Source organism: Pseudomonas sp. LSJ-87, assembly GCF_032971465.1.
In the GTDB taxonomy this organism is placed as follows: Bacteria; Pseudomonadota; Gammaproteobacteria; order Pseudomonadales; family Pseudomonadaceae; genus Aquipseudomonas; species Aquipseudomonas putida_Z.
The window spans coordinates 1-12,686 of record NZ_JAWJYQ010000071.1; the positions used below are offsets into that span (position 1 = coordinate 1).

Below are 12,686 nucleotides of genomic sequence, written 5' to 3' on the forward strand. Positions count from 1 at the left end.
TACTTACAACTGCAGGCCACCTGCAGCCTTGTGCAATGCCCGCAGATGCTCGCCCACCTGCTTCACGTTGGCTTCCACCGCCGCAATCTCCCTGGCCCGCGACGGCTCCAGCAGCGCCCTCACCTCTTTGTCCAGGCTTGTGCTCAAGCGCAGCAATTGCGCTTGCCGCTCGCTGCTGACTTGCTCCAGGTGCTTGCGCTCCTGCGGCTGCGGCAGCCCGTAGCCCTTGCTATCGAGCAATTCTGCCGGGCGGCTGAGGAAGCCACTGTTGGCAAGCATCTGCCTGAGGGTCGCATCGGCCTTGCTGACGCTGCCATCGTTCAGCGCGGCGGCGTTAAGGTAGCGCTGCTTGACCTCGTCTTGGGCCAGCAGCAGTTGCCGGCGCAAGCTGGCCTGTTCAAGCAGCAGCAAGGCGGCGCTGGTGCGCAGGTCGGCCTGGGCGAACCAGCCCCGCCGTTGCTCGGCGTCCAGGGCCAGCCAGTCCTCGACCTTGTCCTGCTTGATTGGCAACTGCTTCTTCAACACCTCGAACATGGCCTGGTAACGGTCGCGGTAGGAGTCGAAGCGATAACCCAGGCGCAGCGCCTCGCGGGGGTCGTCGAGCACGCTGGTGTCGGCGAGCCCCCTGCCCTTGAGCACAGCCAGCAAGCCGTTGGGCATGATGCTGTCGAGGTCGTTCAGGCGTGGGTTGGCGGTGCCGCTGCGCAGCAGCTTCAACGACTCTACTGCGCAGTTGTTGGACAGGAACCAGTAGTTGCCATCGTAGCTCCAGTGCATTTCGGCGGCCTGACGCACCAGGTTCTCGATCTCGTCGCGGTCGAGCCGCAAGGGCACCGAGGCCAGGCTGCGCAGTTCGGTCTTGGTGTACTCGTCGATCACCTGGCCCAGCGGCAGCACGAACAGGCGCGAGGGGTAGGCACCGACCAGGCCGTCCCAGCTGGAAAGCTGCACATCGTTGACGAAGGCGCGGTACGACAGCACCAGGCTCTGGTCGAGGTCCAGGCGGCAGTCCGGCCCGCGTGGGCGGCCCGGCTTGCAGATCACCAGGCGCAGCATGCTGTGGCCCCAGCGGCTGACCAGGTTCTGGTTGGCTTCGGCCAGCAGGTAGTCCACCTCATAGACCCGCTCGGGGTCGATTTCGCCCAGCGGCTGGCGGGCGAAGTCGCTGCCGGCATTGATGAACGGCAGGCCCTTGGCGCAGCTGTCCTGCTGCGGTGCCCAGCCGAAGTGTTCGCGCAGGTACTGGTTCAGCGCCGGACGGCGGCAGCCGTAGCTCGGGTCGAGGAGGAAGTACTCCATGTTGACCGCGATGTACTCCTTGGGGCTGCTCAGTTCATAGCTGTCGGGGCTGCGCACGAACTGCCCGTTGTGCTGCTCGCGCTCGCCGCGTCGGCCCACGTACTGCTGCCAGCCGGCCAGGTCGAGCAGGCGCGGGTCGTCGCTGAGGGTGAAGCGGCGCTCGGCCTGGCCACGGCATGCTTCGGGCAGGCCGACCTTGCCCAACGTACCTTGCTGACGCTTGCAACGGGCGATCAGCGCGTTCTCGGCGCTGGGCCACAGCCGGGCGCGGTCGTAGATATGGGTGAGTTCGTGCAGCACGGTGGCCAGCAGTTCTTCTCGCACCGTGCCATGCGGGCGGTTGGTGCGCTCGGTGGCAGCACTGCCATCGGTGAGGCTGGGCAGCAGGCGGCGATTGAGTTCGAGGGTAGATACCAGCGATGCCTGGCCATAGGCGTCGGCCTGCATGTTGTCGCTCCAGCTGACCCGCACCCGGCGATTCAGCTGTTGCTTGAAGCGAGGGGGCAGCTTGCCCATGGCTTCGTCGAGCAGAGCCTGAGTGGCTTGGGCCTGCTGCGAGTCAAGGCCGGACGCCTGCAGCTCGAGCTGCAGGTCGGCCAGGGCGGGCGTGCCGAGCAGCGTCAGGGCGCAGCCGAGCAGCCAGGCGCGCACGCGGTTCACAGCGCGAGGATGGCTTCAGCCAGTACCCGGTCGCTGGCGTCGCGCGCTTGCGGCACGCGCTCGCGCAGGGTGTTGAAGGCGGCCTCGAGCTGGGCGCCGCGGATGTCACCGTTGCTGGCGACAAAGCTGGCGGCGTCGTCATGGGCTTCGCGCACCACCTTGGAATCGCGGATCGAGGTGGTGGTGTCAGAGGTGAAATCGATCGAACGGCCAAAGGCTCGCACGATGATATTGCTGGTGGCCACCAGGGTCTGTGCCTGGGCCAGGTCGGCCAGCAGCAGCATGCCGAGGGTAGCGGCAATCAGCGGTTTACGCATGGAGCATCTCCGAAAAATACAGGGAGTCAGATGTAATTATTGGACGAGAATTGCCTGCGCCAGTTCCAGATCGCCGACGGTATGCCGTGCGCAATTGTGGCGTAGTGATTCCAGTGCTGCCTCCAGCCGCGCACCGCGGATCTGGCCGTCGCTGGCGACGAAGGCAGCGGCATCATCCTGGGCCTGGCGGACCAGCTTGCGGTCGAACGGTGCGGTGGTGACCTGGCTGGTGACATAGCCGGTGATGACCAGGCTTTGCGTAGTGGTATCCATGGCATGGGCACTGGCCATGCCAACAACGGAGAACAGCAACGGCAACAGATAACGCATGGGCTCTACAACAGCTGGAAACGTGGGCGGCAATGGTGAGTACGGCTGTGCTGGTGGTGACCAGCACAGCTGAACGGCTCAGCCGGGGTCAGAGCGCCAGGATGGCCTGGGCCAGTTGCGCGTCGCTGGCCTGCAGGGCTGGCATCTGCGAGCGGATGTGCAGGAAAGCGCTTTCCAGCTTGGCGCCGCGGATGTCGCCCTGGCTGCCAACGAAGCTGGCGGCGTCGTCTCGGGCGGCCTGGACGATCTTGTCGTCACGGAACGAGGAGGAAATATCGGAAGTGGCATCGGTGGACGCGGCCACTGCGCCAACGACGGCATCGGTGGTGACAACGAAGCTGGTGGCGTTTGCGGTGCCGGCCAGGCTCAGCATCAGGGCGGCGCCAATCAGGTATTTACGGGACATGATCGTGGACTCCTGGACTAGGGTCGGGTGGTTCTGCTTTATCGGACGCTCGCACAGCTCGTCGCGGTACTTTTTCAACAGTGCGTTCTACCAGACTGTCACGCCAAGCGTATCACGCGCCGGTGTTTCTGGATGTTAATGAACAGCGCACCAATAAACTGTTCTGGTTTGTTTTATGATTTTACAAACTGTACAGGTCCGCCTGCAAAAGGCTCTGGCATGCCGCCTGCAAACAAAAAACCCGTCGCAGTCACCTGCAACGGGTTTCGGGAATTCGCGGTGCCGGCCGAAGCCGGCAAGCCGGAGCTTAGCGCCAGAAAGGCTTGCTCAGCTCTTCGTAACGCTGCGACTCGCTGATACCGGCGTCGGCCAGCAGGCGGGCGTCCAGGCGAGCCAGTTGACGGCGGCTGGCCATGCGGCGCTGCCACAGCAGCAAGGTGGACAGAGCGCGCAGAGGCAGCGAAGCGTTGGATTGTTGGGCGTTGCTTTCAAAAACCAGACCGGAACTGAGGGTACGTTCCATGATGTTTCATCCTTCCGCTTATGGCGGGATTAGGTAGTGATTTAACTGATGCCAATGATCCTCCTCTGTCGTCCATAACAGTAGATACAGTTCGGTTGAAAGACGATGGTCCAGTTAACTGTGTAACCCTACTGTTGCACTCGAAACTGGCGTAACTGTACTGGTGTGCACTTATTTGGTGCACTTTGATTTGATGAAGAGGATTTCTCATCCGGGAAGGCGCAAAAACACCAGTACAGTAGTACAGATTCTGTTGCAGATTGCGGCGGGAGTGTATCGATGAAAGGGTTTGACTGTTATGACCCCTTCGCGGGCTTGCCCGCTCCTACAAGGTAAAGTGCTGCCCTTGAGGGTTGCACATGACCTGTGGGAGCGGGCAAGCCCGCGAATAGGCCGGAACAGCGGAAGCAGGGCCGCCGTTCCGTACCACATCTGTATCAGCTAGCCAGCATGCGCCCGGTTTCTTCCAGGTTCTCGTGCCAGCTCAGGGCTTCGCGCAGGATGTGCGGGGTGTGGCCGCCACGCTGGCAGGCGCGATCGAAGTAGTCGTTCAGCGCTGCGCGGTAGTCCGGGTGCACACAGTTGTCGATGATCGCCCGGGCGCGCTCACGTGGCGCCAGGCCACGCAGGTCGGCCAGGCCTTGCTCGGTGACCAAAATGTCAACGTCGTGCTCGGTATGGTCGACATGGCTGACCATCGGCACCACGCTGGAAATCGCGCCACCCTTGGCAATCGACTTGGTGACGAACACGGCCAGGTGGGCGTTACGGGCGAAGTCACCCGAGCCGCCGATGCCGTTCATCATCTTGGTGCCGCAGACATGGGTGGAGTTGACGTTGCCGTAGATGTCGAACTCCAGCGCGGTATTGATACCGATGATGCCCAGGCGACGGACCACTTCCGGGTGGTTGGAAATTTCTTGCGGGCGCAGAACCAGCTTGTTCTTGTAACGCTCCAGGTTGCCGAACACATCGGCGTTGCGGCGGGTCGACAAGGTGATCGAGCTGCCCGAGGCGAAGCTCAGCTTGCCGGCGTCGATCAGGTCGAAGGTGGAATCCTGCAGTACTTCGGAGTACATGGTCAGGTCTTCGAACGGCGACTCGATCAGGCCGCACATCACTGCGTTGGCGATGCTGCCGATACCGGCCTGCAGCGGGCCAAGCTTGTTGGTCATGCGGCCAGCTTCGACTTCTTTCTTGAGGAAGTTGATCAGGTGGTCGGCGATGCCCTGGGTTTCGTCATCCGGCGGCAATACGGTGGACGGCGAGTCCGGCTGGTCGCTGATGACGATGCCGACGATCTTGGCCGGGTCGATCGGGATGGCGGTGCTGCCGATACGGTCGTCGACCTTGACCAGCGGGATTGGCGTGCGGGTCGGGCGGTAGGTCGGGATATAGATGTCGTGCAGGCCTTCGAGGTTGGTGTTGTGCGAGAGGTTGATCTCGACAATTACCTGCTTGGCGAAGATCGCGAAGCTGGCCGAGTTGCCCACCGAGGTGGTTGGCACGATGTGGCCCTGCTCGGTGATGGCCACGGCTTCGATGACCGCGATGTCCGGCAGCTTCAGCTGTTGGTTGCGCAGCTGCTCGACGGTTTCCGACAGGTGCTGGTCGATGAACATCACCTGGCCGTCGTTGATGGCCTTGCGCAGGGTGCTGTCGACCTGGAACGGCATGCGGCGAGCCAGCACGCCGGCCTCGGTCAGTTGCTTGTCCAGGTCGTTGCCCAGGCTGGCGCCGGTCATCAGGCTGATTTTCAGTGGCGACTGCTTGGCACGTTCGGCCAGTGCATGTGGTACGGCCTTGGCTTCGCCGGCGCGGGTGAAACCGCTCATGCCGACGGTCATGCCGTCCTCGATCAGACCAGCGGCATCAGCCGCACTCATTACCTTGCTGTGCAGGGAGGACAAGCGGATACGATCACGGTACATGGATTGTTATCTCGGGCTACTGAAACTACTGCAGCGCAGTCTAGAGACTTCGCCCCTTGCCGTCCCACGACCATGGTCGTATGAGAAGCCTTGGAATAGAGCCGTTGATCCGGATCAATAAAAGAAAAGCCCCGGCAGATTCTGACCGGGGCTTCCTTTATATCAGCTGGTTTGCAGCGGCCGTTGTCACTCCACCGCCTTGACCATGTCTTCGATGACCTTCTTGGCGTCGCCGAACACCATCATGGTCTTGTCGAGGTAGAACAGTTCGTTGTCCAGGCCGGCATAGCCGCTGGCCATGGAGCGCTTGTTGACGATGATGGTCTTGGCCTTGAACGCTTCGAGGATTGGCATGCCGGCGATCGGCGACTTGGGATCGTTCTTCGCCGCTGGGTTGACCACGTCGTTGGCGCCCAGCACCAGCACCACATCGGCCTGGCCGAATTCGGCGTTGATGTCTTCCATCTCGAATACCTGGTCGTACGGTACTTCGGCCTCGGCCAACAACACGTTCATGTGCCCGGGCATACGGCCTGCCACCGGGTGGATCGCGTACTTCACGGTCACGCCGTTGTGGCTGAGCTTCTCGGTCAGCTCCTTCAGCGCGTGCTGGGCGCGAGCCACCGCCAGGCCGTAACCCGGGACGATGATCACGCTGTCGGCGTTGCTGAGCAGGAAGGTAGCATCGTCGGCAGAGCCGGACTTCACCGGGCGCTGCTCTTTGGAGCCTTGCGCCGCGCCGGCATCGGTATCACCACCGAAGCCACCGAGGATGACGTTGAAGAACGAACGGTTCATCGCCTTGCACATGATGTACGAGAGGATGGCACCGGACGAGCCGACCAGGGACCCTGCAATGATCAGCATCGAGTTGTTCAGCGAGAAGCCGATACCGGCCGCTGCCCAGCCCGAATAGCTGTTGAGCATCGACACCACCACCGGCATGTCGGCGCCCCCGATCGGAATAATGATCAGCACGCCCATGATGAAGGCCAAGACCAGCATCAGGGTGAAGGCACTGTAGTGGCCAGTGAAGGTGAACAGCAGGCCCAGGGCAATGGTGGTCAGGCCGAGGATCAGGTTCAGCTTGTGCTGGCCGGCGAACTGTACCGGTGCGCCCTGGAACAGGCGGAACTTGTACTTGCCCGACAGCTTGCCGAAGGCGATCACCGAGCCGGAGAAGGTAATGGCACCGATGGCTGCGCCTAGGAACAGTTCCAGACGATTGCCGGTGGGGATCGGGTCGCTCATGGCGGCAACGATGCCCATCGATTGCGGTTCCAGCACCGCGGCGATGGCGATGAACACCGCTGCCAGGCCGATCATGCTGTGCATGAAGGCGACCAGTTCCGGCATCTTGGTCATCTCGACGCGCTTGGCCATGATCGAACCGGCGGTGCCGCCGACCAGCAAGCCAACGAGGACGTAGCCGATGCCAGCGGTGGCAAGCTCGGCCCCGAGCTTATAAATGAGGCCGACCGTAGTGACGATGGCGATACCCATGCCGATCATGCCGAACAGGTTGCCGCGCCGCGAGGTAGTCGGGTGCGACAGGCCCTTGAGCGCCTGGATGAAGCACACCGAGGCGATGAGGTAGAGGAGCGTTACCAGATTCATGCTCATGCTTACTTCTGCGCCTCGTTCTTGGTTTTTTTCTTGAACATCTCAAGCATGCGACGGGTGACCAGGAAGCCACCGAACACGTTGACCGCGGCCAGGGCCACCGCCAGGGTGCCCATCAGCTTGCCGGCCGGGGTCACCGTCAGGGCGGCGGCCAGCATGGCGCCGACGATGACGATCGCGGAGATGGCGTTGGTCACGGCCATCAGCGGCGTGTGCAGTGCCGGGGTGACGTTCCACACCACGTGGTAGCCCACATAGATGGCCAGCACGAAGATGATCAGGTTGTAGATGCCATGGGAAATCAGCATGTCTTCCATTGTCGTGCTCCTTAGCCGTTCTTGCGGACGACCTGACCATCACGGCACATCAGGCAGGCCGCGACGATGTCGTCTTCGAGGTTGATGACCAGCGCGCCGTCCTTGTCGAACAGCAGCTTCATGAAGTCCAGCAGGTTGCGTGCATACAGTGCCGAGGCATCGGCGCCCACCTGGGCAGGCAGGTTGGTCGGGCCGACGATGATCACGCCGTTCTCCTTTACCACCTGGTCGGCGACGGTCAGTGGGCAGTTGCCGCCTTGGGCTGCTGCGAGGTCGATGACCACCGAGCCGGGTTTCATCTGCGCGACGGTTTCGGCGCTGAGCAGGGTCGGCGCCTTGCGCCCCGGGATCAGCGCAGTGGTAATGACGATATCCGCCTGCTTGGCGCGCTCGTGCACGGCCTGGGCCTGGCGTTGCATCCAGCTGGCCGGCATCGGCCGGGCATAACCGCCGACACCTTCGGCGCACTCGCGCTCTTCATCGGTTTCGTAGGGTACGTCGATGAACTTGGCGCCCAGCGACTCGATCTGCTCCTTCACGGCCGGGCGTACGTCGGATGCCTCGATCACTGCGCCCAGGCGCTTGGCCGTGGCAATGGCCTGCAGGCCGGCAACGCCCGCGCCCAGGATCAGCACGCGCGCGGCCTTGACGGTACCGGCGGCGGTCATGAGCATGGGCATGAAGCGTGGGTAGTGATGGGCAGCCAGCAACACCGCCTTGTAACCGGCGATGTTGGCCTGCGACGACAGCACGTCCAGGCTCTGCGCCCGCGAGGTGCGCGGCGCGGCTTCCAGGGCGAACGCGGTAATGCCGCGCTCGGCCATCTTGCCGATCAGCTCGCTGTTGAAGGGGTTGAGCATGCCCACCAGGAGGCTGCCACTGTTGATCAGGGCCAGTTCCTGGTCGTTGGGGGCGACCACTTTGAGCACCAATTGGGCGCCGTAGGCATCGGCTGCACTCCCCAGGGAAGCACCCACGGCCTCATAGGCACTGTCCGGAATGCTGGCATTGAGCCCTGCCCCCCGTTGGACGGTGACCTGATGGCCCTGGCCAATCAGTTTCTTGATGGTTTCCGGGGTGGCAGCGACCCTTGTCTCACCGGTCTGCGTCTCGAGAGGAACACCAATGTGCACGACTATTTCTCCTGCGGTGACCTTTTGTCTTTTTAAAAGCCAGCGCACTTCGGATGGTGCGCTGGGGCGGCTGTGGAGCGCCGACCCGCCGAATCCCGGGCGGGCGAAGCATTTTGCAGACGAAGCCAGAGGCCTTCAACCGGTTCTGGAGCGAAACGAAGTCAAAACTACAAGTCACCCTGTGACCGTATGTCGCAACGGTCAGGCTGCAGCCCGTCAAACATAGGCTATTGGCAGATTAGGAGAAAAAAACAAAAATTTTGCGATCAATTCGCTTACGGCTTGGTGAATGTCGCAAAATAACCCGCTAAGCCGCGCCGTAAGCAGGGTTAAAGCGGATTTTTGCACCCTGCATAACAGTTTATGTAGATGCGACAAATACATATATCTGTAGGTGTTCAAAATAATTGACTACCGAGTCAATTTATCGCGCTTGCTCACGTCTTGGCCGTGTACGCCTGGGCCTGGCTTACCAGCCAGTCACGGAAGGCGCGCAGCGAAGCCGACTCCACCTTGCGCTCCGGAATCATCAGATAGTAGGCCTTGTCACTACTCAGGGCATGCCTGTTAGCGACCACCAACCTACCCTCCTCCAACTCCCGCTGGATCAGGAACGGCGGAATCAGCGCGATGCCCATCTCATGCATGGCCGCCTGGGCGAGCATCGAGAATAGTTCATAGCGCGGGCCTGTCATGTCGCGTTCCACATTCATGCCGACACTGCCGAACCATTGCCGCCAGGCATAGGGACGCGTGCTCTGCTGCAGCAGTGGCAGTTGGGCAATACGCTGCGCGTCGAGTGTGCCCTGCCCGCCCAGCAGCGCCGGGCTGCACACCGGTACCGGGTTTTCCCCCATCAGCCGGTGCGACTGGGTGCCGGACCAGTCAGCATCGCCGAAGTAGATAGCGGCATCGAAGGTGGTATCGGCAAACAGGAATGGCCGGGTGCGGTTGGTGAGGTTGACCGTGACCTCCGGGTGGCGCTGCTGGAAGTCCTTGAGCCGCGGTAGCAGCCATTGGGTGCCGAAGGTGGGCACCACGGCCAGCTCGATCACGTTGGCGCCCTGCTGGCGCATTACAGACAAGGTGTCGCGCTCAACCGCGTCCAGTTGGGCGGCCACCTGGCGGCTGTAGGAAAGGCCGGCTTCGGTCAGCTTCACGCCGCGGCGCGAGCGGCGGAACAGTTCCACATTGAGGAAGGCTTCCAGGCCGCCTATCTGCCGACAGACGGCACCCTGGGTCAGGGCGAGTTCCTGGGCGGCCTTGGTAAAGCTTTCGTTGCGCGCCGCCGCCTCGAAGCAAACCAGGGCGGCGGTACTGGGGATCTTGCGGCGCATGTACGTCAACCTCACTCGTAAGGCTGTAAATATGGTGTTTTGCCGATTTACGAAGTGACAAATTATCACTAATTGGTGCGCAATCCTCGTTTGTCCCGGCGGCCGATCAGGCCTAGGCTCAAAGGCACAAGAAACTGCCCCCTATTTCGAGGATTTCGCTCATGGCCGGTAAAGCAAGCTTCAACTGGATCGACCCGCTGCTGCTTGATCAGCAGCTCACTGAAGAAGAGCGCATGGTGCGTGACAGCGCTTATCAGTTCGCCCAGGACAAGCTGGCCCCGCGTGTGCTCGAGGCCTTCCGTCATGAACAGACCGACCCGGCAATCTTCCGTGAAATGGGTGAGGTCGGGTTGCTGGGCGCCACCATTCCCGAGCAATACGGTGGCAGTGGCCTGAACTACGTGTGCTATGGCCTGATTGCTCGCGAGGTAGAGCGCATCGACTCGGGTTACCGCTCGATGATGAGCGTGCAGTCGTCGCTGGTGATGGTGCCAATCAACGAGTTCGGTACCGAGGCACAAAAGCAGAAGTACTTGCCCAAGCTGGCCAGCGGCGAGTGGATCGGTTGCTTCGGCCTGACCGAGCCCAACCATGGTTCCGACCCGGGTTCGATGATCACGCGTGCCCGGAAGGTCGACGGCGGCTACCGCCTGACCGGCAGCAAGATGTGGATCACCAACAGCCCTATCGCCGATGTATTCGTGGTCTGGGCCAAGGACGATGCGGGTGATATCCGCGGCTTTGTTCTGGAAAAGGGTTGGCAAGGTCTCAGTGCGCCGGCGATTCACGGCAAGGTTGGCCTGCGCGCCTCGATCACTGGCGAAATCGTCATGGACAACGTGTTCGTGCCGGAGGAGAACATCTTCCCGGATGTACGCGGCCTCAAAGGCCCGTTCACCTGCCTGAACTCCGCCCGCTATGGCATCTCGTGGGGTGCGCTGGGCGCTGCGGAAGCCTGCTGGCACACCGCGCGTCAGTACACCCTGGACCGTCAGCAATTCGGTCGCCCGTTGGCTGCCAACCAGCTGATCCAGAAGAAGCTGGCCGACATGCAGACCGAAATCACCCTGGCGCTACAGGGCTGCCTGCGCCTGGGGCGGATGAAGGACGAAGGCACGGCTGCAGTGGAGATCACGTCGATCATGAAGCGCAACTCCTGTGGCAAGGCGCTGGATATTGCCCGCATGGCGCGTGACATGCTGGGTGGCAATGGCATTTCCGATGAGTTCGGCGTGGCTCGTCACCTGGTCAACCTGGAGGTGGTCAACACCTATGAAGGTACTCACGATGTGCATGCACTGATCCTGGGGCGTGCGCAGACCGGCATCCAGGCCTTCTATTGATAAGGAGCCAGCCCATGGGCGCGCTATCACATCTGCGGGTGCTGGACCTTTCTCGCGTGTTGGCCGGCCCATGGTCTGGCCAGATTCTCGCTGACCTTGGTGCCGATGTGATCAAGGTCGAGCGCCCTGGCAGTGGTGACGATACCCGCTCGTGGGGGCCGCCCTTCCTCAAGGATCCCGAGGGTGAGAACACCAGTGAGGCGGCCTATTACCTGTCGGCCAACCGCAACAAGCGCTCGGTTACCATCGACTTCACACAGGCCGAGGGGCAGCGCCTGGTGCGTGAGTTGGCGGCGAAGTCCGATATCGTCATCGAAAACTTCAAGGTTGGTGGGTTGGCTGCCTATGGCCTGGACTACCAGAGCCTGAAGGCGATCAACCCGCGGCTTATCTATTGCTCCATCACCGGGTTCGGCCAGACCGGGCCTTATGCCAGGCGCGCGGGTTATGACTTCATGATCCAGGGGTTGGGCGGGCTGATGAGCCTGACCGGCCGCCCGGAAGGTGAAGAAGGTGCGGGGCCGGTCAAGGTAGGGGTGGCGCTGACCGACATCCTTACCGGGTTGTATTCCACGGTTGCGATCCTCGCTGCCCTCGCCCATCGCGAGCAGACCGGGGTGGGCCAGCATATCGACATGGCGTTGCTCGATGTGCAGGTGGCCTGCCTGGCGAACCAGGCGATGAACTACCTGACCACGGGCAACCCACCTCGTCGCCTTGGTAATGCGCACCCCAATATCGTGCCTTATCAGGATTTTCCGACGGCGGATGGCGACTTCATCCTTACCGTGGGCAACGATAGCCAGTTCCGCAAGTTCGCCGAGGTGGCCGGGCAGCCGCAGTGGGCGGACGACCCGCGTTTCGTTACCAACAAGCTGCGGGTTGCCAACCGGGCCGAGCTGATTCCTCTGATTCGCCAGGCCACGGTGTTCAAGACCACAGCGGAGTGGGTGAGCCAACTGGAGGCTGCAGGGGTGCCGTGCGGGCCTATCAATGACCTTGCGCAGATGTTCCAGGACCCGCAGGTGCTGGCGCGCGGATTGGCGGTGAGCATTCCGCATCCGTTGGCGGGGAGTGTGCCGCAGGTGGCGAGCCCGATACGGTTGTCGGAGACGCCGGTGGAGTACCGTCGGGCGCCGCCGTTGCTGGGTGAGCATACCGAGGTTGTGCTGGAGGATGTATTGGGGCTGGATGCCGGTGAAGTGCAGCGGCTGCGCAGTACCGGTGTGCTTTAAGGGCGTTTGGTCTTGGTGAAAAGCGGGGAGGCCGTCAGGCCTCCCCGCTTTGCTTTTCAGCGATATCAAAGTTTCTTGAAATTAAGGGTTGACGCGGTTTCGAATCCCCTTATAATGCGCCCCACTTCTGACGTAGTCGAATCGCAAAACTTGTTGTAAATCAATTAGTTAGGCGATTCAGGTAGTATCAGGAGTGCTTCGATCGAATGATCGGCAGCGGTTGAGATGATGG

At 61.8% G+C, this 12,686-nt stretch carries 12 protein-coding genes; 2 read left to right on the forward strand and 10 right to left on the reverse strand.

Features of this window, described 5'->3' with window-relative positions:
* Positions 1-3: 3 nt before the first annotated feature.
* From RYH74_RS25420 to RYH74_RS25465, 10 genes are all read right to left on the reverse strand, one after another.
* Positions 4-1,959, reverse strand: a complete 1,956-nt coding sequence (locus RYH74_RS25420; RefSeq protein WP_025337245.1) for a DUF4105 domain-containing protein — start codon at positions 1,957-1,959, stop codon at positions 4-6.
* Entirely contained in the window at positions 1,956-2,276 is a 321-nt protein-coding gene (locus RYH74_RS25425; RefSeq protein WP_317410519.1) for a DUF2388 domain-containing protein, read from the reverse strand. The genes RYH74_RS25420 and RYH74_RS25425 overlap by 4 nt, the downstream gene beginning before the upstream one ends.
* Before the next feature lie 36 nt (positions 2,277-2,312).
* A complete protein-coding gene (locus RYH74_RS25430; protein ID WP_025337246.1) occupies positions 2,313-2,606 on the reverse strand; it encodes a DUF2388 domain-containing protein in 294 nt (97 codons plus the stop codon).
* An 88-nt stretch (positions 2,607-2,694) separates the two neighbouring features.
* Positions 2,695-3,012, reverse strand: coding sequence for a DUF2388 domain-containing protein (locus RYH74_RS25435; RefSeq protein ID WP_025337247.1), 318 nt, complete (start codon positions 3,010-3,012; stop codon positions 2,695-2,697).
* Between the two features lie 307 nt (positions 3,013-3,319).
* Positions 3,320-3,535, reverse strand: a complete 216-nt coding sequence (locus RYH74_RS25440) for a DUF1127 domain-containing protein (protein WP_003256968.1) — start codon at positions 3,533-3,535, stop codon at positions 3,320-3,322.
* Positions 3,536-3,972: 437 nt separating this feature from the next.
* Positions 3,973-5,466 (reverse strand): acetyl-CoA hydrolase/transferase family protein, encoded by a 1,494-nt coding sequence (locus RYH74_RS25445; protein WP_317410521.1) that lies wholly within the window; start codon positions 5,464-5,466, stop codon positions 3,973-3,975.
* Positions 5,467-5,652: 186 nt separating this feature from the next.
* Positions 5,653-7,089: an NAD(P)(+) transhydrogenase (Re/Si-specific) subunit beta gene (locus tag RYH74_RS25450; protein ID WP_286100817.1), complete on the reverse strand. Its 1,437-nt coding sequence runs from the start codon at positions 7,087-7,089 to the stop codon at positions 5,653-5,655.
* A 2-nt stretch (positions 7,090-7,091) separates the two neighbouring features.
* On the reverse strand, positions 7,092-7,406 hold the full coding sequence (locus tag RYH74_RS25455) for an NAD(P) transhydrogenase subunit alpha (RefSeq protein WP_003256966.1): 315 nt from the start codon (positions 7,404-7,406) through the stop codon (positions 7,092-7,094).
* Between the two features lie 11 nt (positions 7,407-7,417).
* Positions 7,418-8,539: a Re/Si-specific NAD(P)(+) transhydrogenase subunit alpha gene (locus RYH74_RS25460; protein ID WP_286100818.1), complete on the reverse strand. Its 1,122-nt coding sequence runs from the start codon at positions 8,537-8,539 to the stop codon at positions 7,418-7,420.
* Positions 8,540-8,976: 437 nt separating this feature from the next.
* Positions 8,977-9,876: a LysR family transcriptional regulator gene (locus RYH74_RS25465; protein WP_054572517.1), complete on the reverse strand. Its 900-nt coding sequence runs from the start codon at positions 9,874-9,876 to the stop codon at positions 8,977-8,979.
* A 161-nt stretch (positions 9,877-10,037) separates the two neighbouring features.
* Between RYH74_RS25465 and RYH74_RS25470 the strand changes: the two genes are divergently transcribed.
* Together RYH74_RS25470 and RYH74_RS25475 are read left to right on the forward strand one after the other, a co-directional pair.
* Positions 10,038-11,219, forward strand: a complete 1,182-nt coding sequence (locus RYH74_RS25470; protein ID WP_003252907.1) for an acyl-CoA dehydrogenase — start codon at positions 10,038-10,040, stop codon at positions 11,217-11,219.
* Positions 11,220-11,233: 14 nt separating this feature from the next.
* Entirely contained in the window at positions 11,234-12,454 is a 1,221-nt protein-coding gene (locus RYH74_RS25475) for a CaiB/BaiF CoA transferase family protein (protein WP_286100819.1), read from the forward strand.
* The last annotated feature ends 232 nt before the right edge of the window (positions 12,455-12,686 follow it).

Bases quoted from the DNA above. Each gene is read 5' to 3' on its own strand.
- RYH74_RS25470 (WP_003252907.1), top strand. From the start codon at position 10,038: ATGGCCGGTAAAGCAAGCTTCAACTGGATCGACCCGCTGCTGCTTGAT.
- RYH74_RS25440 (WP_003256968.1), bottom strand. From the start codon at position 3,535: ATGGAACGTACCCTCAGTTCCGGTCTGGTTTTTGAAAGCAACGCCCAA.
- RYH74_RS25445 (WP_317410521.1), bottom strand. From the start codon at position 5,466: ATGTACCGTGATCGTATCCGCTTGTCCTCCCTGCACAGCAAGGTAATG.
- RYH74_RS25430 (WP_025337246.1), bottom strand. From the start codon at position 2,606: ATGCGTTATCTGTTGCCGTTGCTGTTCTCCGTTGTTGGCATGGCCAGT.
- RYH74_RS25450 (WP_286100817.1), bottom strand. From the start codon at position 7,089: ATGAGCATGAATCTGGTAACGCTCCTCTACCTCATCGCCTCGGTGTGC.
- RYH74_RS25465 (WP_054572517.1), bottom strand. From the start codon at position 9,876: ATGCGCCGCAAGATCCCCAGTACCGCCGCCCTGGTTTGCTTCGAGGCG.
- RYH74_RS25455 (WP_003256966.1), bottom strand. From the start codon at position 7,406: ATGGAAGACATGCTGATTTCCCATGGCATCTACAACCTGATCATCTTC.
- RYH74_RS25475 (WP_286100819.1), top strand. From the start codon at position 11,234: ATGGGCGCGCTATCACATCTGCGGGTGCTGGACCTTTCTCGCGTGTTG.
- RYH74_RS25435 (WP_025337247.1), bottom strand. From the start codon at position 3,012: ATGTCCCGTAAATACCTGATTGGCGCCGCCCTGATGCTGAGCCTGGCC.
- RYH74_RS25425 (WP_317410519.1), bottom strand. From the start codon at position 2,276: ATGCGTAAACCGCTGATTGCCGCTACCCTCGGCATGCTGCTGCTGGCC.